This is a genomic window from Laribacter hongkongensis DSM 14985 (assembly GCF_000423285.1).
In the GTDB taxonomy this organism is placed as follows: Bacteria; Pseudomonadota; Gammaproteobacteria; order Burkholderiales; family Aquaspirillaceae; genus Laribacter; species Laribacter hongkongensis.
In genome coordinates this window covers 207,750-231,854 of the sequence record NZ_AUHR01000005.1, presented here as the reverse complement: position 1 = coordinate 231,854, position 24,105 = coordinate 207,750, and the positions used below count along the sequence as shown (strand labels likewise).

Below are 24,105 nucleotides of genomic sequence, written 5' to 3'. Positions count from 1 at the left end.
GGGTGCCAGCCGGCACATCCGGTGGTATTGGCACGATGGCAAAAGTGGTGCAACAAGGTGCCAGACCTGGCGCAAGGCTACAGAAGCCGCTCCGGTCGTCTGCCCCTTGCCCCTGGCACTGCTCCGGTACAAGCACCGGGTGCCCCTTCTGCAAAAACGCCCCGCATCGACATGTTCGACGCGGGGCGTTGTTTTTAGCGGAGCGCTTTACAGTTTGCCGGCCAGCTTGCGGTTGCGCAGGACGCACAGCAGGTCACAGGCAATGTGGGCGGCAGCGATGGCAGTGATTTCGCTCTGGTCGAACGGCGGTGACACTTCCACCACGTCCATGCCGACGAGGTTCACGTCACCCATGTTGCGGATGATCTTCAGGGCCTGGGCACTGGTCAGCCCGCCAGGAACCGGCGTGCCGGTGCCGGGGGCGAAGGCCGGGTCGAGACAGTCGATGTCGAAAGTCAGGTAGGTCGGGTTGTCGCCCACGATGGCAAGGATGCGGCGGATGGTTTCATCCACGCCGATTTCGTGCACGGTGGGCGCGTCCAGACGCTGGATGCCCATGAAGTCGTCGTTCCAGGTCCGGATGCCGACCTGCACCGAGCGGGCCGGGTCGATCAGGCCGTCCTTGACTGCCTTGTAGAACATGGTGCCGTGGTTCAGGCTGTCCGGGCTTTCATCCGGCCAGGTGTCGCAGTGGGCGTCGAAGTGGATCAGCGACAGGGGCTTGCCGTATTTTTCGGCGTGCGCGATCAGCAGCGGATAGGTGACGTAGTGGTCGCCGCCAAAGGTCAGCATGCGGGCACCGGCATTGATGATGGTGCGGGCATGGTTGACGATGCTGTCCTTGATGGTGAGCGGGTTGTGGGCGTCGAACCAGCAGTCGCCATAGTCCACCACGGCGAGGTCTTCGAACGGATCGAATCCCCACGGGAACGGCTTGAGCTCGGCCAGCTGCACGCTGGCAGCCCGTACCGCCTGCGGTCCCAGTCGGGCGCCGGGGCGGAAGGTGACGGCCAGATCCAGCGGAATGCCGCTGACGGCAACGTCCACACCGGTCAGGTCGCGGGTGTAGTTACGGCGCATGAAAGACAGGGCGCCGGCGTAGGTGTTTTCGATAGTGGAGCCGTACAGGCCCGGACGACGGAAGGCACCGTCACCGATGATTTCGGTCATGAAAGCACTCCAGGGGGAGGCACGCCGGCCAGTGCTGGCCGACGATTCCCGTCCATCTTGCAAGCCGACGGGTCAAGGCTGCCGCGCCCCTCGCGCGGAAAAACGCGGGCGAGTGTGCCGCGAGATGCGTGGTAACGCAAACATTGCCTCGACGAACGTTTTCGTCTTCCGGAGGATGCCCGGCCAGGCAGATGCTGCTCCTGCCTTGAGGCCTCGCGGTTGCCTGGTCTGCCGGCACCTGGTCCGTCCACCGGATGGTGCCTCCTGCCGCGGCAAGGCAGCCATCGCAGCAGCAGCCGGGTACCCGACGCCATCAATGCTGGTCGTGTGTCTGGAAAATACTCCGCTTGTCCGGCATCGCACCGGCATCCGGGTGCCGCATGAGCGTGGACGGAAGCTGTCTGCCAGGCTTTTTGCCAGACATGCCATGGCCCGCATGGGCTGACCACGATGCATGATGCCCCCTGCTGCCGGGCAGGCCGTCACCCGGCTGCGGACAAAAAAACACAGCCCGCCAGAGTGGACGGGCTGCGAAACTCCGGGACACGCTTTCCCGAACAGACAAATCAGAAGCTGTGGTTGTAGGTCACGTTTGCCTGATAACCGCCATCGTTGAAGCCCTGGACACTGGCGCCCAGGCTGTCGACCGGCGTGATGCGGTACAGCGCGCCGGCATTCAGGTTGAACTGCGTGGCACTCAGACCCTTGGCATGCACGGTAAACGGCGTGTTTTCGGTATTGAGACTGGCCGTAACGTCATAGCCACGCTTCTGGTAACTCACCAGTTGTCCACCCAGCGACAGCTCAAGCTGCTCGGTTGCGGCTCCGCTCAGCCCGACGGACAACACCAGTGCACCACCTGACTGGCTTTGACGCTTGACCGACAAGGCATCGGCGACCGACTGGCTGTTCGACTCGCTGAAGCCGTCCACCTCGGCCGAATACCCCACCACTTCAACAGCCGACTGCAACCGGAGACTGCCTGCCTTGCCGACATGCGCCAGCCCCACCCCGGCCAGCCAGGCACGGGAGCCCAGTCCCTTGACGTGGGCCGGACCATCGTTGGTCTGGCGGGTGACATCGTTGCGCTGCTCGCCATAACCCAGCCGGCCGGTCAGATACAGACCGCTGACACTGGCCAGCGGTTTGGCCAGCTGCACGCTACCGCTGTAACCGTCACCACTGCTGTTGAAATAGTCTCCGCCGACCTTGCCATGCTCCAGCATCAGGTTGCCGCGCCAGGCGATATCGCCAGCGGCAATGTCACCGTACCCCAGCCGGACCCCGGAAGCGCGCACATCGTACGATGCCTGTCCCGACTGGCTGCCGGTTTTCAGCTCACGGCTGAAGTAGCTGGCACTCAGACCCACCGGGGTCCGTTGCAGGTCGTCGGCAATGCCGGGGGCTGAATACAGGAGCGATGTCTTGACCTGATCCATCAACGATGCGTAGACCTCCGGCGAGAAGCGGGCGAATACGGCTCCCGTGTCTGCGCCAACGGCATAAGCCGCCGCCAGACGTTCCACCAGCTTGCCGCCGTAGAACTGCTGCACACCACCAGCGTCGCTGACCATCAGGTCCGACAGGATCCGGTTCTGGTTTTCAGTGCGTGCAACGCTGGCCAGGAAACCGCCGTAGCCACCCGCGCCCAGTCCGACCACACTGCCGCTCCCGAGGCTGTACACCACATTGCCCAGTCCGCTGTTCTGCACGCTGCCGAACTGGCCGCTGACCTTGCCGGGCTGCACGGCAAACAGCTGGATGGCCTCACCGGCCGCCACCGTGCCGCCGTTGTAAGGCTGCAATTGCAGGACAGCGTTGCCGGTAATGGACATGTTGCCATTTACCACGACCTGGTCGTAGTCACTGCCGGCCACCCGGGCACCGGCCGGATGCGGTGCCACCTGCATTTCGGTTGTCGAACCGGTTTGCAGGGCCAGATTGCCGACCGTTATCTGCCCGGGCGAGTTGCCCGGAGCCAGCCACGAATTCTGGCCCATTGTCACGTTGCCGTTGATCCGGCCGACGCCGGACACCAGCCCGCCCGACACCGTGGTTCCGGAGGCCGATACCGTACCGGCCAGCCCCTGGGTGACATCGCCAAGGTGCAGGACGGCTGCATCGGCCCGGTTGCTGGCCGAAGTATGGATGTTCAGGGTGCCGGTCTGCAGATTGCCGACGATATCCAGCCGGTTGCCACTGGTACCCGTCACGTCCAGCGTGCCGGTTTGCACGTTGGCGCCACCGTGTACCAGAAGGCGGGCAGTGCTGCCCGTCATGGTCAGGGCACCGGCGTTGCCGGTGTTGACGTTACCGCCGCCGGTGACTTCCAGCAGGGATGCACTGTTCAGGTTGATGTTGGCGGACTGCACGGCAGCGCTGTTCTGCACCACCAGCGTCGAGCCGGGCTGAAGGTCAACCCGCGGGAAGGCCAAGGTGGAATTGCTGTTGACCGTCACCGACGGATTGCTGGCCGGACCGCCGGCATTCGGCTGGGAGCCGACATTGAAAATGCTGTTCGGATCCGTGGAAGTCAGCGAGTCGTTGACCTGGAACGAGCCCTGATGGATATCCAGCACACCGGTGCCGCTGACATGGCCGGTAAACGAGCTGTCACCCAGGACCGTCAGCCGGTTGCTGCCCAGCGCAACATTGCCGGCACCGGACAGGTTGGTGATGCGTTGGTCGCCATTGAGCAGGCTCAGGGTGCCGGTATGGTCCTGCGTGCTGTTGACGGTTACGCCAACCCGTTCGGCCAGAATGTATGCACCGTCCAGTGCCACGGTCCCTTGGTCGATGATCAGGCTGGTCACGTCAAAGCCGCCCGGCTTGTTCAGGGTCAGCGTTCCGTCACCGGATTTGGTCACTGATCCGGCTCCGCTGAGCTGGCCGGAATAAGTGGAATTGCCGCTCTGCTTCAATGCCAGTGCATCACTTGCATTGGCCAGCGTGATCTGGCCGCTGCTGCCCCCGGTCAGGCCGGTCATGGTGATCTGGCGGGCACCGGACACGACAATGCGGCCGTCGTTGCCCACCGGACCGGTAGCGGTCAGGTCGGCATTGAGGCGGGTGGTGCCGCTGCCGGCGTTGCCAAGGGAGGCGACAGTCTGCGCGGTGTTGACCAGATAGTTGCCGGCATTGCTGACAGCCCCCACGGTATCGGTCGTACCGGCAATGAAGGTGGCACCGGAGCGGATGGTGATGGCGCCGGTATCAGCCAGCGTACCGCCACCAGTGGTATCAACCGTGCCGGCGCTGACGGTCAGCCCGCCGGTTGCAGTATTGGCACCGGTCAGCGTCAGGGTGCCGGAGCCGCCCTTGGCCAGCGCACCGGCGCCGGTAAAGCGGCCACTGTAGACGGAACCGGCATTCTGCCAGACCGTCAGCAGGGCGCCGGCGTTCAGGTCGGTCGTGCCGGCGCCGGTATAGCCCCCGCTCGAGGTGGCGTGGTTACCGGTCACTTCGATGAGGCCTTCGTTATCGACCAGGCCGGCAGCAAGGATGTCGGCTTGTTGGTTGATCGTGCCTCCCGCATCGTTGTGCACGCTGCCGGCACTCAACAGGGCATCTTGTAGGGTACTGGTACCGGTAGCGGTGTTGTGCAGCGAGGCAACCTACTGGACGGCATTGACCTGATAAATGCCGTTATTGGTGACTGCGCCCGTGGTGTCGGCTGTTCCGGCAATGAAACCGGCACCGGACTGGATGGTAATGGTGCCGCTGTCGGACAGCGTACCGCCCCCTGTGGTGTCAATGGTGCCGGCATTGACCTGCAAGCCACCGCCAAAGCCATTGGCATCCGTCAGGTGCAGGACGCCGTTACCGGTCTTGGTTACCGGGCCGGTGCCATTGATCTGGTTCAGGGTCAGTGCATCGGTTGCATTCGTCAGCATGATCCGGCCGGTACTGCTGCCGGTCAGGCCCTGTGTGGTGATCTGGCGGCTGCCGGATACCATGATGATGCCGTTGTTGCGGACCGGGCCGGAGGCCACCAGATCGGCATTCAGGCTGGTGGTGCCGGTAACCATGTTGTCCAGCGAAGCGACGGTCTGTACGGCATTGACCTGATAGCTGCCGGCGTTGCTGACAACCCCGACGGTATCGGCCGTACCGGCAATGAAGGTGGCACCGGACTGGATGGTGATGGCACCGGTATCGGCCAGCGTGCCGCCACCAGTGGTATCAACCGTACCGGCGTTGACGGTCAGCCCGCCGGTTGCGGTATTGGCACCGGTCAGCGTCAGGGCGCCGGCACCTGTTTTGGTCAGGCTTCCCGTGCCGGTGAACCGGCCGGCAAAGGTTGAATCCCCGGTCTGGTCAAGCGTGAGCGCAGCCTGCCTGGTTGTCCCGTTGACATTCAGGTTCGTCAGTTCGAACTGACCGGCGCCGGTCAGCTGGCCGGTGTGCACCTGCTGCGTGCCGACGACAACCCAGTCACCGTCGTTCTCCACCGTCGCGGCGGTAATGTCGGCATTGTCACTGGCAACGATGCCGTTGCCGGCAACGGTCATGAAACCTTGCTGCCACCTGCCGGCATGGGCATTGACGATGGCACCGGTCACACTGACCTTGCCCATGTTGGCCAGCAAGGCATTACCCTGGTTGGTCAGGCTGGACAGGCTGGCATCATCCCCCAGCAGCAGGGTGCCGCTGTTGCTGACATCGGCTGCGCTGATTTTTGCGCCGGCCGCCGTACCCAGACTGCCGCCACTGGCAACGCTGACACTGCCGAGGCTTTCGGCTCCTGCCAGCAGCAGGCTGCCGCCATTGCCGACCGTGACCGGGCCGGCAGCAGCAGGATCAAACAGGCGGCCGGTGGTATTGCCGTCGCCGGTCAGGACACTGCCCTGGTTGACGGTAATGCCGGTCAGGCTGTTCTGCCCGGTCAGATACAGGGTGCCGCTGTAGCCGGCAGCACCAATATTCAAGGCGCCACCGTAGATATTGCCGCGCATGTAGGCCACGTCGTTGACGGGCTGGCCGTTGACTTCCTGCTGGCTGTCGAACACGACCACATTGCCGGTCTGGCCGTTGAGGTTGATGGCGTTCATCCACTCCACCGAACCCAGTCCGTATTCGGAGCCGAATACCAGGGTGGAATTCGAACTCAGGTAGCTGCTGCCCCATACCAGGGTTTGCCCGCTGTTGGGCGAGTTGGAGGTCCGGCCAAAGTTCAGCTGGATGCCATCGGTCGTGCCAGCGGCAAAACCACCGGCACCATTCCAAGAAATTTGCCCAGGAACAACGGAGCCGGCTTTCCGCGTCACGTTTTCCGACAGCAACAGGACACCGGCGTTGAAATGAGGGCTGATGCCGCCGCTGATGCTGCCGATGCCGTTAAAGACGATGCTGCTGTCGTCATGGATGCCTTCTCCCAGCGTGGCTTCCAGCGTGGCACCGGAAATCATGGTCTTGCCGGTATAGGTATTCGTACCGGCAAACTGCACCAGCCCGCCACCGGCAATCTGCACGTCGGCTCCCCTTCCGGATGCATAAGAGGCGCTGCCGATACTGGCGGCGCTATCGTCGGCGATGCCGCCTTCTATGCGGATCGTGTTGCCAGCCCCCGGGCTCAGGGTCACGCTGCCGCCTTTCATGACGAAAATGTCGGCTCCGGAGGCATCGCCGGCCGCCCCGTTGTTGTTACTGGAGCCTGCCAGTGCGGTGTTGTCACGGAACAGGGCATTGCCGGAGATGGTCAGGCTGCCGCCGGCACGCACGAAGATGGCGCCGCCATAGCCCGATCCGCCACCACCGCCGGTGTTGTCGCCACTGCTGCCAGCCCCGGCGCCAAAACCACCATCACCACCGGAACCTGCATCGCCATTCTTGGCGTAACCGGTCGATCCCCCTTTGCCACCGGCTCCGCCGGATCCGCCACCGGCGCCGAAGCCTCCTTTGCCGCCATCACCACCGGCGCCCCCCGTACCACCTTCGGTAAAGGACAGGCCGCCATCACCGCCATTGCCGCCACCGCCGCCATTGCCGCCACCGAAGAATTCGGCCCCCTTGCCACCATCACCACCGCCCCGGGCGCGGGTACCGTCATTCAGGCCTTTGACCCATTCGGCAGAGTTGGCAATCTGGGTGGCCAGTTCGACGCCGGCAACAACCGATTTGGCAACCAGTGCGGCACCGCTTGCAAACGAGGGAAACGGTGCATTGGAAAATGCCGCAGAAGCTTCAGTCACCGCATCAGCCAGATCAATGCCGGCTTGTGCCGTATCCTTGATCAGCTGATAGTTGAACGGTACGCCACGACTGCCGTCGCCCCCGTTGCCGCCACGCCCGCCAGCGGCGTTGACCGGGGTCATGTGCCCCTAGTTATTGGCATCCTGGCCACTGAAACCCGCCAAGCCTTCGCCGTCGGTGAGATAGGGCAATACCGAATTGGCATCGTTGCCGTTCTTGCCATTGGTGCCCGGTATGCCAGCTGGTTTCAGCCCGTTCAGCGAGCCACCGACGTTGAGCGGTGAGTTGGCAACAAACCCCTGCACGGTACCGGTCAGGGCCTGATCGAAGGTCACCTGGTTACCATTGATCGCAACGATTTTGGCGCCATCCGGAATGCCGCTGCCCGTTACGGTCATGCCGACCTGGAGGCCGCTGACAGAAGCCAGCGTGATGCTGCTGCCGGACTGGGACTGTATGGCCGACGTCACAATGCTGGCCTTGTCCTGCATATCGGCAGTCAGGGTATTGCTCAGAGTGATCAGGCCGGTTGCCGGATTGTAGTTCTGGATGGTGGTACCGGCGGGAATGCCGTCGCCACTGATCGTACTGCCAATCTGGATCCGGGCATCCGGCGAGGCCAGCAGAATGGTATTGCCGCCTGCTTGACCGATCTGGGCAACACTGGAAAAACCCAAGACATTCTGGGGCAACGGTTTGCTAAGGGTGACCTGGTCACCATTAATGGCCGTTACCACGGTACCGGAGGCAATACCGGTCCCGGTCAGGGTCATGCCGACCGACAAGCCAAGTGAAGCCGCAGACAACTGGATGGTATTGCCGGACCCAACAACAAACTGGGACGCATTGAGTTTTGGCGTACTGACAAAAGTCAGGCTGGCAGGAGAAATGGTGCCGGTCACTGCCTTGCTCAAAACAACCGACGTAATGTTGTTGCTGCTGTCCCGCTGGACATCCGTGACCACCGTTCCGTATGGAATGCCCGCCCCTTGAACCACGGCCCCCATCTCGATCCGCCCTCCCTGCCCCAGATCGGTCAGGGCCTAGCCGGTAATGACGGAAGTCGACGAGCTGGCACTGACTGACATGGATCCGGTCAATGTCTTGACTGATGTATTGCCAAGAGTCAGCGCAGAATCAAGCGTAACAATGGAGCCATTAATGGCGCTGATCCGGGCTGTTCCGGTTGTTCCATCCAGAGAAACCTGCTGCCCTACTTTAAGCGGAGTGGTATTGCTGCCAATATCGATCGTGCTGATGGATTTTCCATCGCCTCCAATAACCGGAACAACATTGAATGCAGAGAACGCAACAACATTGGCTTGGCGCTGAACCAAGGCAATATTTGCACTTTGCAGACGGACATCAGGAGTACCACCTCCATTTCCGCCTTCAACAACATTGCCTGTGAATTGCACATTACTCAAATTAAGTGCCGCACCAGCATTGACAAAAAATACACCACCCAAACCAGCTCCACCTCCACTGCCGTCTCCGCCCTGTGTATGGAAATCGGTGTAGGTAACCTTGTCGGTTTTCGGGGCAGCATTACAGCCTGCAATACCGACTCCGATCATGCAGCCAGTTCCCCCTCCTCCGGAAAGAACCGTAATTCCCTGCCCATTGAAATACATGTCCAGATCTATGGCAACCGGAGCTGTGGCATATGCCATGGCGCTTGATAAAAACATCAATCCGGCAGAAACACCCAACACTGATTTTGAACGACTGGCCTTGCCCTTTGCCTTTGTCAATTCGGAAACAGCCACCCAGCAGCCAATGGTGGCATTCCACACAACCCGAAACACGTGATTCAATGAAGATCGACGCACAATAAACTCCAGTTAAAATCAGCCAGTCAATTTCATGGACAAAAGAATCTCCCTGCCAACCGATGACAAAAAACGTCTTGTGTCATGCATTTCTCAGGCTGAAGCTTTAAAAAATCAGGTAAAAAAGACGACGACCCATTGGGCCATCAAAAACAATGAGGCAAATCCGTTATCAGGGTTTATTGGATCCTCACAACAATCATGGCAATTTGGATTATGTAAAAACAAGGAAGACTGCGTTGATGTCTGACAGAGAAAAATCCGCTGGCGATGCAACGCAACCAGGACAGCGGACCAGTCATTTCTTTCGACAGATTTTGGTCATGTGATGTGTCCTTGCGAATGGAAGATGGCTTGGTTGCTTCATGACCTGCCTTCTAGTGCAAAACAAAGCCATAAATGACATCATCGTAACAACCGGAATCGACCGCAGAACTTACCAAACCTTACATGACGCCTTTTTTTTGCCTGTCACGCCCCATGTCCATGTTTTTTGCATGGATGCTGTCGTTACTGTCCTTTTTCTGCCTGATGCAGCCAGTACACGCATCAGCATCCGGAATACCTTTTACGTGGGCTGTTGCGAGCGACCCCGAAAATGCGCTAACCATCGAAACCCTGCCCGGTCGACATTTCAGTCCGGGGCACGGCATGCCGGCCCTGGGTTACCGGCAGGGTACGACCTGGCTGCGCCTGGATATTCCGGCCCCGGCGGGTCCGCCCGATTACGCCTGGCTGGAGTTACGTTCGGCGGTACTGGATGACGCAGCCCTGTTCCAGCGCCAGCGCGGAGGCGAATGGACAATCCAGCAGGCAGGAGACCGGCTGCCTTTTACGCTTCGGCCACTGGATTACCGACATCCGGTATTCCGGATCAGCCGGGAAGATGGGCAGCCTGTTACGGTCTACCTCAGACTGCGCGGTACCAGTACATTGAGTTTTCCTTTGGTATTGCACACCCCTTCCGGATTTGTCTCCCGACTTGCACGCGAACAGCTGATGTTCGGCGTGTTCTATGCCATCCATCTCGTATTGCTGGCCACCAGCAGCTGGTTCTGGTGGCGGACCCGCAACCGGGCTTATGCCCTGTTCAGCGCCTGCGTATTCACCAACCTTGTCTGTACGATGTGCGCCGAGGGCCATGCCTATCAATACCTGTTTTCCGGGTATCCGATACTGGTCGAGGCGCTGTATGTCCTCAGCTGGTTCGGGCTGACTCCACTGGGGCTGATATTTGCCTGCCAGTACCTCGGTCTTTATGACGGTCGCTGGTCTGCGCTTGCCCGATCGGCCAGCGTCTTTGCCGTTCTGGTGGCCGTCGCCTCGGCGCCCTGGCTGATTTTCAGCAATGTTCCCTGGCTGCGCCCGCTGTATTTCTTCTGGGCATTGGCAGTCAATATTGCCCTGCTTGCGGTCTCTCTGGGACTCATGGCCGCGGGAAACCGTCTGGCACGCACGCTCGCCTTCATGATGACAGTACTGCTGGCTGGCTCCAGCATGCGGCTGGCCCGCAACCTCGGACTGATCGAGCCTGGCCTGCTGGCCGACAATGCCCATTATCTCGGCATGATGTCGTTCTATCTCGTCATGAACTCTGCCATTACCTGGCGCTATACCGATCTGCGGGCTGAAAAAGAAGCTGCACAGGCCGAAGCCTTGCGGGTGGCACTGGAAGCCGAAACCAGGCTGGAGCGTGAAGTGGCCGAGCGGACCCAGACGCTGAAAAGCGCCATGGAACAGGTCGAATCGGCCCTGCTGCTCGAACGCCGGGCCCAGCAGCAGCAGCAGCAGTTTCTGGCCACGGTATCGCACGAATTGCGCACCCCGCTGTCGGTCATTGACAGCGCGGCCCAGAATCTGGTGCTGGGCACCGATATGACCAGCACTGCTGATGCACAAACACGCCGCCGCTATCAAAAGATACTGAATGCCAGCCAGCGGCTGACCCTGTTGCTTCAGGATGCGCTGAGCGAACCCCGCTTTGACCTCCAGCGCAGCCGGTTCGAGCCTTCGGCCTGTTCACCGCGCGCACTGCTTGAAGATGCAGCACGCTCTGCCCGCATCGTGTCGGACGATCATCTAGTCCGTGTCGACGGAGCCCAGCTGCCCGATACATGCTGGTGTGATCCGGCCCTGACCACTCTTGCCTTGCGCACCCTGGCGGACAATGCAGTCAAGTACAGCCCCCCGGGGTGCGAGGTGATACTGACCGGACGCATGGAAGGCAAGATACTGGTACTCGAAGTCATCGACAACGGACCAGGCATTCCTCCTGACGAGCTGCCGCATGTTTTTGATTACGGCTTTCGCGGGAAAAATGCCGATGGTCATGCCGGCACAGGACAGGGGCTGGCTCTTGCACGCCAGATGCTTCTCTGGCAAGGCGGTACGCTCGACATGGAAACACGGTTGCAGGGAGGCTGCCAGGCTACCCTCAGGCTGCCTGTCTTGCAGCATCAGGCCAGTTCCACTGCAACAGTCAGTACATAACCTGAACGATGGGCGGTTTTCAGCGGTAGTTCATGACCGGCAACGAGTCTCCAGCGCTGACGCAACCGGCTGACCTGGGTGTCGAGCCGTCGCTGGTCAAACTCCAGCCACTCATGGCCTTGTGCCTGCACAATGTCTTTGCGGCTGACCGCATTTCCCCTGGCTGCGGCCAAAACGGACAGCAACTGCCATTCACCGGTTGAAAGCTCCAGTATCACGCCATCTGGCGAACGCAATGCAAGGGCCGCCTTTTCAAGAACCCAGCAATGACGGAGCGCCCTGCGCGCCAGTGCATGTAATGTGGCGTCCAGCTGCAAAAGATTGACCGGCTTGACCAGGTAATGGTCCGCCCCGCCATGCAGGCCAGTGACAATATCATGCGTGCCGCTACGGGCAGTCAGCATGACGATACCGCACCGGGCGGAGTGTTCACGCAGGCTGGAAACAAAATCAAAACCCGATCCGTCCGGCAACATGACATCACAAATAGCCATCTGTACACGATCAATCAGGCTCATGGCTTCGGCAATGGTCGATGCAGCTAGTACATTCCAGCCCCGGGCGAGCAGAAAGCATGACAGCTCATCCTGCAGCTCCAGCTCATCTTCCAGCAGCAGCAAAGGATCCGTCATTTTCAGGGGGTATCACTTCTTGACCATGAGATGGGCGATCATACCGAAGGAGCCACCATGACGATATGCGTCACCGGCATATGACTACTATTGTCAACTTTTGGACTGTTTGGGCAATGAACAAACTACTGCAATCTCATTGCCTGACTTACTCAAAAACCACTGAAGATCTTCCTCCCTATACACTCCGGTATCAACGATCAGTCTATGCAGGTTTTCTTTTGTCACAATCTGGCCATTGATAAAATAAGCATCTATTTGCTCTCCTGAGCGGGTTTCAAAACGTCCGTTGACTGTAAACGGCTTGTTTTTAACCATCACATATGCCACATCCATGGCGCTGGCAGCCAGAACTTTCGAATCCATGTAAACAGTTGCATCCTGCTCACCACGAACCAGTCTCTTCAAGGCAGGCAACTCGGCATCCATGCCAACAACCATTACTTTGTTTTTGATACCGTAATCCTTGATCGCCTCTATGGCAGCTTCTGCCAAGACATCATTATGAGCCAGCACACCATCAATTTTACCGTCACTTTGCTTGAGTATTTTAGTCATCAAATTTTTTGCCTGAACCGGAGACCATCCATCAACATACTCATCTGCAACAACATTAATATTTCCACTTTCGACATATGGCCTGATGGAGTCATTTACTCCATTAGAAAGAGGCATGGTATTAATATCTCCTTCATCCCCTTTCAACATTGCAACATTACCTCTTAATATCCGTTCAGCAGCAAAATCCCCCAGAGATTTTCCGATCTTGTACGTATCATAACCAACAAAGAAATCAAACCCTCCCATCGGGACTGGTCGGGCATACATGATTACTTTCACGTTCCGGGAATGTGCCAGATCCAGAATACCTGATGCATCGTCAGTATTTCTTGGCACAACAACCAGAACAGAAGCTCCAAATCTTCACAATCACTCTTTTGCGATTTTTCTTTTTCATTCTTGTTTAACCGCGCATCAACCTCCAGCCCCAGTTCTTTCGCATGGCCCTTCATCATTTCCATTTCATACGGCCAACGCTTAGCTTCTCCAACGCCGAATGAAATACCTACTTTTTCTTTTGCAGTATTTTCAGAACATCCCCACAAAAATACAGACATCAGCCAACAAACAAAAACACGAGCAAGACTTGAGCGTTTCATTTCTGGACCACTAAAGATGTGTTGGAAACCATTTCTGGCTCATACAGCAATACACCGCCACAGCAAAGCCAATACTAATCAAAATCAAGTCAACAAACACCATGTCTCGCATCATATAATCCTGCCCCAGGATTTCAAAACACATTCAAAAAACAACACCAAAGACAAATTGCAGCAATTGACAAAAATCAAAGAAAAATGTTAATGAAAGATGACTGACAAAAAACACTAACAGATAACCAAAACAGCGAATACATACAAAAAAACACAACAAAAGACAGTGACATGAAAAACCAGAAAAAATTCAATACCTCATTGATTTTCTTGGGGGTCGTCATATCAATACTGGTTGTCTTCATCATCCTGCTAATGAGACATGTTCAAAGCCTCCTTGAGCTGGACACAAAAATCAACCTGACAGAGATTGTCTCTCAGAACAAAGAATCCATCACAAACAGGCTGACCCTGAACATCCAGTCTGTCGAAGTTTTGGCCAGCCAGTTATCAGACGAAATAAAATACAAACAACTTCTGGATAAAAATCTGGACATCCAAGAAGCCATAAATGAATTTGACATAAGGACAAACAGCAACAATGTTTTCATTGCCAATGCAGCAGGGACTGTATTCAGAAAAAACAGGCAACCCATATACATCACCAGCAGGAAATATTTCAGGACATCCATGACCGGCAGATCAAACATATCAGACCAAATAATTTCGCGACTCGACGGAGAAGATATATTCATCATATCAGCCCCCATAATGATAAAAAACACCCCTATCGGATCAGTACAAAAAATACTGACAAAAAGTGAAATGTACCAAATGGCATCCCTACCATTGTTTTCAGCAAATGGTTATATCTACATTGTTGACGAAAAGGGATATGTAGTCATACATACATCGCACAATAGTTGCCAGAAAAAATCTGACAATTACTTCAGGGACCTGCACGCAAGCGGCAACCCTGAGCAGGCAGAGAAAATCCGGTCAGACATCACCGCAAAAAAAAGTGGCCTCATTGAGACTACTGTTTCCGGCGTAAAGATATTTACCTCCTATACTCCAATTGACAAGGCACGCGGCTGGTATTTGGTTGTCAGTGTCCCAGTATTGACCGTATCTCCCAACGCCAATATTGTCATACACCTGTTTTATGCAATATTGTTTTTTGTAACATTAATATCAGCAATAAGCATGGTTTATTTTTTGATTTACAAAAACAGGCAGCAAATGCAACTGGAAAAAATAGCATTCGTTGATCCGGTTACAGATGGAAATACTTATAGCAAATTTCTCATAAACGCAGAAAATTCAATAAAAGAGCCAGACAACAAAACACGCTCGATAATCAAGGTCGACATTGACAATTTCAAGTATATAAACAAATTTCATGGCTTTGATTTCGGAAACACTGTTCTGAAATACACATATCAAAAATTTGCCAATCAATTAAGGCAACACGAACATATTGCAAGAATATCTGACGACAACTACGCATTACTGCTGGAGGACATCTCCCCGGAAAGGCTTTCAAACCTGTTTGACCCGACGTCACACAAAGACGCCAGCATCTATTTCTCTGCCGGCATCTATCAAGTAAATGATCCCAGGAAAACATAAACACCATGCTTGACAAGGCTGCAATTGCAGCCAAGAAGGTCAAGGGTTTGATCAACAAACATTATGCTTTTTATACAGAGCAGATGGAAGCCGCATCAATTCATAATGAAAAACTGAAATCAAGCATAAAAACAGCTTTTGCTGCCGATGAATTCGTGGCTTTCCATCAGCCTAAAGTTGATATTTCAAGCAACAAAATAACCGGCTGCGAAGCTTTGGCTCGCTGAAAAAAACCAGACGGGAAATTCATATCACCAGGTGAATTTATCCCATTATGCGAACAAACCGGCATGATCATAGAACTGGACATGATCATCTACGAAAAATCACTGAAATTTCCGAGAAACAACCTAGACAACAATATCCCGTGCGTCCCTGTTTCCATCAATTTCTCAAAACTGCATTTGGCCAGTGAAAATTTCTTCCAGAAAATAAAAGAAAAGCTGAACAAATATGAAATACCACCAAAACTCGTTGAAATAGAACTAACAGAAAGCGCATTGTTCAGCGACTTTGACATCATGTGCAGGTTCGCAAGGCAGTTGCAAGAGCATGGATTTTTGGTAGCAATGGATGATTTTGGCTCCGGATATTCATCATTAAACATGCTCAAAAACATGCCCATTGACATACTAAAAATAGACAAAGAATTTTTAAGCAGCTCGGCGGATAACACCAAAAGAGACATTATCTTCACCGGCATTGCCAAAATGGCAAACAGCCTTGGCTTATCCATTGTGGTAGAAGGAGTGGAAACAGCGGATGACGTCGAGCTGATGCAAAAAAGCGGCTGCCATATTGCACAAGGCTATTATTTTTCCAGACCCATTCCGGAAGATGCTTTCAGTTCAGCATTGCGAAACGGCACAATAAAGCCATCGTGATTTTCACGAAACCGCTGAAGCCACAGTCACGTCAAAATGCTTTTCACATAAAACGAACGGTCGCAATGATCTTCATGATTTAGCGTAGAATGCCGCTTCCGCGCCCCGTGAGACCGATCGGTGGCGTCTTTTGCTTCGACTGTTACTCGAAAGTCACAACATGGACTCCCTACGCGATCCCGAGCACGCGCTTGTCGTGCTATCCGGAGGTCAGGATTCGACCACCTGCCTCTATTGGGCTCTGTCCCGCTTTGCACAGGTCAGCGCCATTTCCTTTGATTATGGCCAACGACACCGGGTCGAGCTTGATGCCGCACGAACCATTGCCGCAATGGCCGGGGTCGGACACACGATCATCCCGATCAATACCTTCTCTGCCCTGGGGGGTAATGCCCTGACAGACCAGCAGATGTCACCGGATACGGGGCCTGATGCAGAGACCTTGCTGCCCAATACCTTTGTGCCGGGCCGAAACCTGGTTTTCCTGACATTTGCAGCAGCCTGGGCCTGGCCTCGCGGTATTCGCCACATAGTCACCGGTGTTGCACAGACCGACTACTCCGGTTATCCCGATTGCCGCGAAAACACCCTGCGTGCGCTGGAACTGGCCATCAACCTGGGCATGGAATCACGCATGCGGTTGCACATGCCACTGATGTTCCTGTCCAAAGCCGACACCGTTACGCTGGCCCGGACCGTCGGAGCCATGCCGGCACTGGCTTTCAGTCATACCTGCTACGCCGGTGCCGTACCTCCCTGCGGGCAATGTGCGGCCTGCGTATTGCGTGCCAAGGGTTTTGCAGAAGCAGGCATTCCTGACCCCTTGCTGAACCGGCTGGCAGGAGTCTGACATGCCTTGTCTGCATCAAGCCTGTTGCGGTTTTGAAGCCGCCCGCAGCCTGCCGCTGACCAATGGAACAAACCAGCGGCACGGCCACAGCTTTCGCCTGCATGCCCGGGCCGACATGCCTTTGCCGGATCTGCGCGAACAGCTGGCCCGTATCGCTGCTCCGCTGAATTACGCCGATCTGGATCATTACCTCAGCCATGCGGATGACCAGTCCCTGCTGAAATGGTTTGCGAGTCAACTGCCTACACCTGCCGCCCTGTCGTTGCGCTCGGCCCCCGGGCTGGAATCGGAACTGGACCCTGACGGTCAGCGACGCATCTGCATCTTCGGCCACTTTGACGCAGCTCACTGGCTGCCCCATGTCCCGGCCGGACACCAGTGCGGCCGTCTGCACGGACACGGTTTTGGCGTACGCCTTGTCGCCGATGCAGGCCAGCATGATGCAGCTGCGCTGTACTCTGCCTGGCAGCCACTGCATGTCACCCTGCACCACCGCTTGCTGAACGACATTGCCGGTCTGTCCAATCCCACCAGTGAAATGCTGGCCTGCTGGATCTGGCAGCAACTACAGCCATCCCTGTCCGGCTTGCAGGCTGTGGAAGTGTTCGAAACGGCTTCGGCCGGCAGCCGCTATGACGGGCAAGGATTCCGGATCTGGAAAGAGCAGCGTTTCGAGGCTGCCGTGCCATTCGATCATGCGGGGCGCTACACCGGTCACAGCTACCTTGTACGCTTGGTACTAACAGGGATCATGAGTAACCACACAGGCTGGGTACGTGATTTCGGCGAGATCAAGGCACGCTTCAAGCCCGTGTATGCACAGCTGGATCATCATCCCCTGGATCGTCTGCCCGCCATTGATGCAACTGACTGTGCCGGTATTGCCCGGTGGATTGCCCGTGAGTTTGCCGAATCCGTACCAGAGCTGTGCCGGATCGACCTGCTTGAAAATCCTGACGAAGGTGCCGTGCTTTTCCTGCCGGCACCCAAGGGGCAACAGTCATGACCTACACCGTCAAGGAAATCTTTCATACCCTGCAAGGCGAAGGCGTACATAGCGGACGTGCTGCCGTGTTTTGCCGTTTTACCGGCTGCAATCTGTGGAGCGGCCGCGAAACCGACCGGGCACAAGCGACATGCCAGTTCTGTGATACCGATTTTGTCGGCACAGGACCGGACGGAGGCAAATTCGCCTGCGCCCGGGAACTGGCCGGGCGCATCGCGGACAGCTGGGCAGGAACAGGCGGCACCCCCTACGTGGTCTTTACCGGCGGCGAACCCCTGTTGCAGCTCGATGAAGAACTGATCGAAGCCATGCATGCCCGAGGATTTGAAGTAGGAGTGGAAACCAACGGCACCATTCCTGCCCCACCCGGAATTGACTGGCTGTGCGTCAGCCCCAAAGCCGGCTCCGGGTGGGTACAGAAACAAGGCGATGAGCTCAAACTGGTCTATCCGCAACCCGGATTACTGCCTGAAACGGTGGAGTTGACCGGTTTTTCCCGTTACTGGCTACAGCCGATGGATGGACCTGAACAAACGATGCATATCAAGGCTGCCATCGGCTTTTGCCTGCTTCATCCGGACTGGCACCTGTCTTTGCAAAATCACAAGCTGGCAGGCATCCGCTGAATTTTAAAAAAGAGAATGAACATGAACCTGCACGACGAACTCAAATCCCTTGGTTCCGGGAAAACCGAATACCGCTACGATCAACCCGATGCAGCCTTGCTTGAGCGCTTCCCCAACCCTTATAACCGGCCAGAAATCAATCCAAACCAGGTCTCTGGCAAACTCAACATTACCTGCCCTGAATTTACCAGCCTGTGCCCGATTACAGGACAGCCTGATTTCGCCATCATCGTCATTGACATGGAACCAGCAGAATGGTGCGTAGAATCAAAATCACTCAAGCTGTATCTGGGCTCATTCCGCATGCATGGTGAATTTCATGAAGCATGCATTTGCCGGATTTGCAATGACCTGGTAAATCTTTTGCACCCAAAGTGGATTCGTGTAGAAGGACGCTTTACTCCGCGCGGCGGCATCCCGTTATGGCCAGTTGCAGAATGGAATGCTGCATAAGACCCATTCCGGTCCTGAAACAAAAAACAGATCGCGCTGCACCTTTCATGGTACAGCGCGATTTTCATGGCCTGCTGATCACGCTTTCTTGATCAAGCCCAGAGGTTTGCCCAGAGGCAGGATCATCCGGCCGAAAAAGCTGTTCAGAAACAAGGCACCCGCTGCATAGAATCCCAGAAGAGATATCAACAGTTCTGACCAGGCTGCCAGACTGGAAAACAATGGCGGGTTCACTCCCAAAATGGAAAGTCCGAGGGACGGCAACAATACGTTGATCAGCACCAGTATGACAGCAAATACCTTGTTGGCCTCAAAAGCCGCAATCATGATGAACACTGAAAAAAACATATAGCCAAAACAGGCAAATGCCAGCTGCCGTGGATCAGCATGCTGCAATACTGCCTCTCCGAACATGCCTTGACTGATTGCCCAGTGCATGGCGACGGCAGCCCAGAACAGGCCAAATACCCCCAGGACGATGGAACCGAAATAATTGTTTTTCTTGAAGTCAACAGTAGCAGCCCAAATCTGGGCAGCGGCCCCCAGAAACAGGGCCCAGGGAATGATGTATGCAGACCCGGTTGTCCATCCCATTTTTTGGGATGCAGCAACAAAGGTCACCATCGAAAGCCCGAATACACCTAATGCGGTCGGATCAGAATGAATGATTCTGGTTTCAGTAATAGCTTGTTGCGCAACAGACATTGTTTTTACACCTTTGCAAATCTATTTGTTTGTTTTTATGCCGACCAGCCAATCCTGCTTGACATTCAGTCGCGAAATGTTTTTATCACAAACAAACAACATGCCAATGGGCAATAAACAATTTTTGATAATTATCAAATAATTCAAAAAGCATATAAAAAATCCAAAAACAATAAATAAAGTCAATATATTTTCCCAAAATAACAAGAGGAACATTCAAGCAAAACAAAAACAAACAAAAAAACAGCACAACAATTCAAAAAAACAAATGTATACAGATTTTTCAACAAAAAAGAACAAAACAACCGCTATGATTCACTGATAAAAAACAGGCGACTCGATCCACAGAAAAATTTAATGTCAAAAAATTTGACTGAGTTTTTCGTGGATTTGATTTATGAAATACAAAAATCCATCAGAAACCATCTTGCACGAAACTGGCAATCTCTTTTGAACTTAATAATGCCAATAACATTCATGAAAAACCAAAAAGCACATTAGCATAACCAGTCACTTGCGCAATCAAATTTACTACTCGACATCAGCACCAAAAAAGACCATATCTGACGCATTCCAGAATGGATTTTGCGACATCTATTTATACACATTCTTAATTAGATTATTATAATGTAGCAAACTTGGTTGATTCAAAAACCGGCGCGATGACAGCAAAGCCTGAAACACTGCTTGCCATGACTTGTCTGCCAAGAGGAAGCCCGGCTTCTACCGGATGATCCTCTGAAATCAGCCTTTCTCTGGTTTCACCGTGAGACGTAACAATGTTTATTTGTGCGCGCAGTCTGAAAAAATTCCTTCAGCCACTTGAGCAGGCTACCCGTAACGGGTTTGACCTGACCGTGAAGCTGCCAGATAGCCAGGGAACCTTCGAGTGGAGCAGCCGTTTGCTCAACATGTGGTTGCAGGGCTTTCGTGAATCCATCTACAAGGTCGTCGGCAACGCGATCCAGATGTCCAGATTGGCTCCCGGTCTGGCAGACCTGTCAAAACGACTGGAAGACCGCGCAAGAGAACAGCAGCACAGCGCAGCAGACATTGCAGCGGCCAGCCAGATCCTGTCTGAAACTGTTCATTCGATTGCAGTCAGTGCCGCCGAAGCATCCGGTTTTTCAGGACAGGTCGCCGCAGCTGTCACCAGTGCAAATGCCAACGATGAAGAAAACCGCCGCCAGATCCAGTCCATAGGAAAAAGCACCGAAGCACTGGGAGAGCAGATCCACGCGCTGAAGCAAAGTTCTCTGTCGATCGGTGAAGTAGTGGAATTGATCAAGAACATTGCGGACCGTACCCGGTTACTGTCACTCAATGCAGCAATTGAAGCCGCCCGCGCCGGCGAACAGGGTCGGGGGTTTGCGGTAGTGGCAGACGAAGTTCGCAAACTGGCTGATCAGACCATGCAGGCAACGCAGGACGTCGAATCGTTGCTGGCCACCATTCAGCAACAAGTCGATGACTCCAGCACAACAATGGAAGCAATGGATGGGCTGGTGAAAAAAGGAGTGGCCTTGTCATCTGCGGCAGGAGAATCCATTAAGGCCGCATCACAAGACATTTCGACACTGATTGAGCATGTACATGCCATTGCGACCACCAGTGCCGAGCAGACCGACAAAGTCAACGACATTGTCAGCCAGATTGGCAAAGTGGCCGAAGGTACGCACCAGCAACTTGATGATGCTCATCAATTGGCCGTGACAGCAAACCAGGTCCGGGACAAGAGTGACCTGCTGTTGGCTGCTGTTGGCAATTTCCGCTTTGAAGGTCACCAGCAAAGCCGGGACATGATTGCCAAGGTCATTTCGGGATGGAATCTGGAAAAGCTGGATGGAGCAGACCTCGACAGAAAGCTGGTGGCATTGTGCAAACAGGAATCAGCATTTGAAATGATCTGCATTACCGACACGCGAGGCATACAAGTCACTGCGGATGTCGCACCAGGGCACTTCGACGAAGGTGGCCGGAAAAACAACTGGTCCAATCGCCGGTGGTTTCTGGAGGCAATCAAATCCAAAGAGCTTGTGGTATCAGACCTGTACCGTTCGGTAGATACCGGCGAATATTGTTTTACCGTGTCATCACCCTTGTTTGATTCAAAAGGCAGGTTGCTCGGCGTTTTCGAGGCAGACATCAACTTCAGCCATATAGTCGGGCTGTAAAAGACAGTCTTTGTCAGTACCTGACTTGCCAGTATCCGTCCACCGGATACTGGTTTTTTATTGCAAGCTTTCACTCTTTACTTCATTGACCATGCCTGCTTGGCAGGCAGGCCGAACATGCATGGCATGCCCATCCCGATGTTACAGGGGAATCCATAAACCTCCCCAACCGAATGACTTTTGCATTTTGATGCAACCACCCCCAATACTGCATGCCTTTCATGCAACCAGCGCAAATAAAAATTCATAACAAACAATTACCCTAAATGCATATTGATGCATGCCTGTAACGTGACTCCAAGTGCATTCTTTGCCTCTGTATGAAACAACCCGTCTGCAAAGCAGACATATCCCGATACAGACATCCATCAGTTCGTCAAACCGAATTTGGCGGGATCACTCGCAAAAGTGGATTTTTCACCACCAGTGAACTATTTCGCATAACAAAATTGCATTTACGAGTAATAAAAGGAGAAAATCAGCAACCTCAATTGAATGACTACATTTCGTGAACCACGCTTCGTTCGTTATTCACCATCAAAGCGAGCTGATCCCGTTACTGAACGATGGAGATCTCCGCTCCCGTGCGGAGCAGGCCCACTCCATTCTGGTCCAGATCTACACCGTGCACAGTGATCCGGAGTGGCTTGGCGGCCTTGCGGACACGTTGCGGCAGGTCTGGCCCGGGGCCGTGGTGGTCGGTTCGACATCGGTCGGCGAAATCTGTGACGGTCAGCTCGAAACCGGCAACACCATGCTGTCCGTCGCGTTTTTCGATGCAGCGGAACTTCACCCCTTTGTCCTGCCGGTTGCCACGGAAAGCGAAGTTTCCGCCGGCCGGCACCTGGCAGAACAGGCCGGTGCCCTGCCGTTCCTGCGCGGGCTGTTGCTGCTGGCCACGCCGATCACGCTTCGGGCCGACTGCCTGCTGCAAGGCCTGCGCGAAGTCAGGAGCGACCTGCCGGTCTTTGGCGGCGGTGCGGCAGACCTGCACGGATTCAGCCAGTCGTGGGTCATGTGCAACGGCCGGACGTTTTCATGTGCTGCCGTGGCGGTGGCCCTCTGCGGACCGGATCTCGAAGTGGGCATCTGGACCCATCTGGGCTGGCAGCCGGTCGGTCGCAGCATGCGCCTGACCGATGTCGAAGGATTCAATGTCCGCACCATCGACAACCGCCCGGCCTTTGAAGCCTACCGCCACTATCTTGGCATCGAGGCGGACGAGAATTTTTTCCTGAATTCGCTCGAATTTCCCGTCCTGCTTGACCGCAACGGCGCACAGCTCGCGCGCATCCCCATTGCCGTCAACGACGACCTGAGCCTGAGCTTCATCGCCGACCTGCAAACCGGCGAAACCGTACATTTCGGCTATGGCAGCATACCGGTCATTCTGGAACAGACCGGCAAGACCCTTGAACAGGTGGCGGCTTTTGCCCCCGAGGGCCTGTTCCTCTACTCTTGCTCCACCCGGCATTCGCTGATGCAGGAAGACGTGCAGCTCGAAATCAGTGCCTTCCATGCCATCGCGCCGGCCAGCGGCTTTTATACCTATGGCGAATTCGCCGGCCAGCAGGGCGATTACCAGCTGCTCAATGCCACCCTGGTGGCTGTCGGCCTGCGCGAGGGGGAACGCCCTTACGGGCAAACCGGCCACACCCGGATCGAAGGCCCCCTCAAGACATTCGATGCCATCTCCAGACAGCACAGCCGCATCCTGCAACGGCTGGTGTATTTCAACAATGTCCTGATCAACGAGCTGGTCTCCAGCAACCGCGAACTGGAAAAGCTGTCCTCCACCGACCGCCTGACCGGCCTTGCCAACCGCCTGCGTCTGGATGAAGAGGTTGCGCGCCAGATATCGCTGGCACAGCGACATGCACAGGAGTTCTCCCTGATCCTGCTGGACCTGGACCATTTCAAGCTGGTCAACGACCAGCACGGGCATCAGGTCGGTGACCGGGTCCTGATCGAAATCGCCGCCCTGTTGCGCCAGACCCTGCGCAACTCCGACACGGCCGGCCGCTGGGGTGGCGAAGAATTCCTGATCGTCCTGCCGCAGACCCCCGTTGAATCAGCCCGCAAGGTGGCGGACAAACTGCGCCGGACCATCGCCGGACACAATTTCGGCTCCGTCGGCCCACAGACCGCCAGTTTCGGCATTGCCGTCTGGCACGCAGGAGATACGGCCAAGACCCTGTTCGTCCGGGTGGACCACGCCATGTACCAGTCAAAGCGCGACGGCCGCAATCGCGTCACTCTGGCCTGAGCAACCATGAAAAAACACCCCGCAATATGCGGGGTGTTT

General features: G+C 55.4%; 18 protein-coding genes and 1 pseudogene. 10 read left to right on the top strand and 9 right to left on the bottom strand.

Annotation, left to right across the window (positions count from 1 at the left end; all coding sequences use genetic code 11):
• Nucleotides 1-207: 207 nt before the first annotated feature.
• From speB to G542_RS17950, 5 genes are all read right to left on the bottom strand, one after another.
• Nucleotides 208-1,170: an agmatinase gene (speB, locus tag G542_RS0106855; RefSeq protein ID WP_027823739.1), complete on the bottom strand. Its 963-nt coding sequence runs from the start codon at nucleotides 1,168-1,170 to the stop codon at nucleotides 208-210.
• A 566-nt stretch (nucleotides 1,171-1,736) separates the two neighbouring features.
• Nucleotides 1,737-4,730, bottom strand: coding sequence for an autotransporter-associated beta strand repeat-containing protein (locus tag G542_RS0106845; protein ID WP_027823737.1), 2,994 nt, complete (start codon nucleotides 4,728-4,730; stop codon nucleotides 1,737-1,739).
• 54 nt (nucleotides 4,731-4,784) lie between these two features.
• Nucleotides 4,785-7,484, bottom strand: a complete 2,700-nt coding sequence (locus G542_RS19490) for a beta strand repeat-containing protein (protein WP_027823736.1) — start codon at nucleotides 7,482-7,484, stop codon at nucleotides 4,785-4,787.
• A gap of 6 nt (nucleotides 7,485-7,490) precedes the next feature.
• The gene (locus G542_RS0106835) at nucleotides 7,491-8,369 is read right to left on the bottom strand and encodes a hypothetical protein (protein WP_155826623.1); all 879 of its coding nucleotides are present in this window, start codon (nucleotides 8,367-8,369) and stop codon (nucleotides 7,491-7,493) included.
• A gap of 36 nt (nucleotides 8,370-8,405) precedes the next feature.
• The gene (locus G542_RS17950) at nucleotides 8,406-9,194 is read right to left on the bottom strand and encodes an ESPR domain-containing protein (protein WP_162142341.1); all 789 of its coding nucleotides are present in this window, start codon (nucleotides 9,192-9,194) and stop codon (nucleotides 8,406-8,408) included.
• 450 nt (nucleotides 9,195-9,644) lie between these two features.
• Here G542_RS17950 and G542_RS16210 point away from each other — a divergent pair, with 450 nt between their 5' ends.
• Nucleotides 9,645-11,684, top strand: a complete 2,040-nt coding sequence (locus G542_RS16210; RefSeq protein WP_081666776.1) for a sensor histidine kinase — start codon at nucleotides 9,645-9,647, stop codon at nucleotides 11,682-11,684.
• Here G542_RS16210 and G542_RS0106815 read toward each other — a convergent pair.
• From G542_RS0106815 to G542_RS18960, 3 genes are all read right to left on the bottom strand, one after another.
• Complete coding sequence (locus G542_RS0106815) at nucleotides 11,651-12,304, bottom strand: response regulator transcription factor (RefSeq protein ID WP_211218796.1); 654 nt, start codon at nucleotides 12,302-12,304, stop codon at nucleotides 11,651-11,653. The two genes, G542_RS16210 and G542_RS0106815, sit on opposite strands and share 34 nt — an antisense overlap.
• A 105-nt stretch (nucleotides 12,305-12,409) precedes the next feature.
• Nucleotides 12,410-13,213 (bottom strand): substrate-binding domain-containing protein, encoded by an 804-nt coding sequence (locus G542_RS17945; RefSeq protein ID WP_211218795.1) that lies wholly within the window; start codon nucleotides 13,211-13,213, stop codon nucleotides 12,410-12,412.
• Nucleotides 13,153-13,476, bottom strand: a complete 324-nt coding sequence (locus tag G542_RS18960) for a hypothetical protein (RefSeq protein ID WP_211218794.1) — start codon at nucleotides 13,474-13,476, stop codon at nucleotides 13,153-13,155. The genes G542_RS17945 and G542_RS18960 overlap by 61 nt, the downstream gene beginning before the upstream one ends.
• Nucleotides 13,477-13,761: 285 nt before the next feature.
• Here G542_RS18960 and G542_RS17440 point away from each other — a divergent pair, with 285 nt between their 5' ends.
• The 7 genes and pseudogenes from G542_RS17440 to queF all read left to right on the top strand — a co-directional run bounded on the left by G542_RS17440 (nucleotide 13,762) and on the right by queF (nucleotide 18,921).
• The gene (locus G542_RS17440; protein ID WP_081666774.1) at nucleotides 13,762-15,102 is read left to right on the top strand and encodes a sensor domain-containing diguanylate cyclase; all 1,341 of its coding nucleotides are present in this window, start codon (nucleotides 13,762-13,764) and stop codon (nucleotides 15,100-15,102) included.
• A gap of 5 nt (nucleotides 15,103-15,107) precedes the next feature.
• On the top strand, nucleotides 15,108-15,329 hold the full coding sequence (locus G542_RS18475; protein WP_012696609.1) for a hypothetical protein: 222 nt from the start codon (nucleotides 15,108-15,110) through the stop codon (nucleotides 15,327-15,329).
• A 15-nt stretch (nucleotides 15,330-15,344) separates the two neighbouring features.
• A pseudogene (locus G542_RS17435) lies at nucleotides 15,345-15,986 on the top strand (EAL domain-containing protein); the annotation flags it as partial.
• A gap of 160 nt (nucleotides 15,987-16,146) precedes the next feature.
• Nucleotides 16,147-16,836: a 7-cyano-7-deazaguanine synthase QueC gene (gene queC, locus G542_RS0106795; protein ID WP_012696607.1), complete on the top strand. Its 690-nt coding sequence runs from the start codon at nucleotides 16,147-16,149 to the stop codon at nucleotides 16,834-16,836.
• A 1-nt stretch (nucleotide 16,837) separates the two neighbouring features.
• A complete protein-coding gene (locus G542_RS19620) occupies nucleotides 16,838-17,842 on the top strand; it encodes a 6-pyruvoyl trahydropterin synthase family protein (protein ID WP_034985189.1) in 1,005 nt (334 codons plus the stop codon).
• Entirely contained in the window at nucleotides 17,839-18,468 is a 630-nt protein-coding gene (gene queE / locus G542_RS0106785) for a 7-carboxy-7-deazaguanine synthase (RefSeq protein ID WP_012696605.1), read from the top strand. Before G542_RS19620 ends, queE begins: the two co-directional genes overlap by 4 nt.
• A 21-nt stretch (nucleotides 18,469-18,489) precedes the next feature.
• Nucleotides 18,490-18,921 carry a preQ(1) synthase gene (gene queF / locus G542_RS17940; RefSeq protein WP_012696604.1) on the top strand — a complete coding sequence of 144 codons (432 nt, stop codon included), beginning with the start codon at nucleotides 18,490-18,492 and terminating at the stop codon, nucleotides 18,919-18,921.
• Nucleotides 18,922-18,999: 78 nt separating this feature from the next.
• Here the strand turns inward: queF and G542_RS0106780 are convergent, their stop codons facing one another.
• Nucleotides 19,000-19,626: an acetate uptake transporter gene (locus G542_RS0106780; protein ID WP_012696602.1), complete on the bottom strand. Its 627-nt coding sequence runs from the start codon at nucleotides 19,624-19,626 to the stop codon at nucleotides 19,000-19,002.
• Between the two features lie 779 nt (nucleotides 19,627-20,405).
• Here G542_RS0106780 and G542_RS0106770 point away from each other — a divergent pair.
• Together G542_RS0106770 and G542_RS0106765 are read left to right on the top strand one after the other, a co-directional pair.
• The gene (locus G542_RS0106770; protein WP_081666772.1) at nucleotides 20,406-21,800 is read left to right on the top strand and encodes a methyl-accepting chemotaxis protein; all 1,395 of its coding nucleotides are present in this window, start codon (nucleotides 20,406-20,408) and stop codon (nucleotides 21,798-21,800) included.
• Between the two features lie 508 nt (nucleotides 21,801-22,308).
• Nucleotides 22,309-24,066 (top strand): sensor domain-containing diguanylate cyclase, encoded by a 1,758-nt coding sequence (locus G542_RS0106765; RefSeq protein ID WP_027823730.1) that lies wholly within the window; start codon nucleotides 22,309-22,311, stop codon nucleotides 24,064-24,066.
• The last annotated feature ends 39 nt before the right edge of the window (nucleotides 24,067-24,105 follow it).

Coding starts and splice junctions, on each gene's coding strand:
- G542_RS16210 (WP_081666776.1), top strand. CDS start 9,645: ATGACGCCTTTTTTTTGCCTGTCACGCCCCATGTCCATGTTTTTTGCA.
- G542_RS19620 (WP_034985189.1), top strand. CDS start 16,838: ATGCCTTGTCTGCATCAAGCCTGTTGCGGTTTTGAAGCCGCCCGCAGC.
- G542_RS18960 (WP_211218794.1), bottom strand. CDS start 13,476: ATGAAACGCTCAAGTCTTGCTCGTGTTTTTGTTTGTTGGCTGATGTCT.
- queE (WP_012696605.1), top strand. CDS start 17,839: ATGACCTACACCGTCAAGGAAATCTTTCATACCCTGCAAGGCGAAGGC.
- speB (WP_027823739.1), bottom strand. CDS start 1,170: ATGACCGAAATCATCGGTGACGGTGCCTTCCGTCGTCCGGGCCTGTAC.
- G542_RS0106780 (WP_012696602.1), bottom strand. CDS start 19,626: ATGTCTGTTGCGCAACAAGCTATTACTGAAACCAGAATCATTCATTCT.
- G542_RS19490 (WP_027823736.1), bottom strand. CDS start 7,484: ATGACCCCGGTCAACGCCGCTGGCGGGCGTGGCGGCAACGGGGGCGAC.
- queF (WP_012696604.1), top strand. CDS start 18,490: ATGAACCTGCACGACGAACTCAAATCCCTTGGTTCCGGGAAAACCGAA.
- G542_RS18475 (WP_012696609.1), top strand. CDS start 15,108: ATGCTTGACAAGGCTGCAATTGCAGCCAAGAAGGTCAAGGGTTTGATC.
- G542_RS0106770 (WP_081666772.1), top strand. CDS start 20,406: ATGTTTATTTGTGCGCGCAGTCTGAAAAAATTCCTTCAGCCACTTGAG.
- queC (WP_012696607.1), top strand. CDS start 16,147: ATGGACTCCCTACGCGATCCCGAGCACGCGCTTGTCGTGCTATCCGGA.
- G542_RS0106835 (WP_155826623.1), bottom strand. CDS start 8,369: ATGGGGGCCGTGGTTCAAGGGGCGGGCATTCCATACGGAACGGTGGTC.
- G542_RS17440 (WP_081666774.1), top strand. CDS start 13,762: ATGAAAAACCAGAAAAAATTCAATACCTCATTGATTTTCTTGGGGGTC.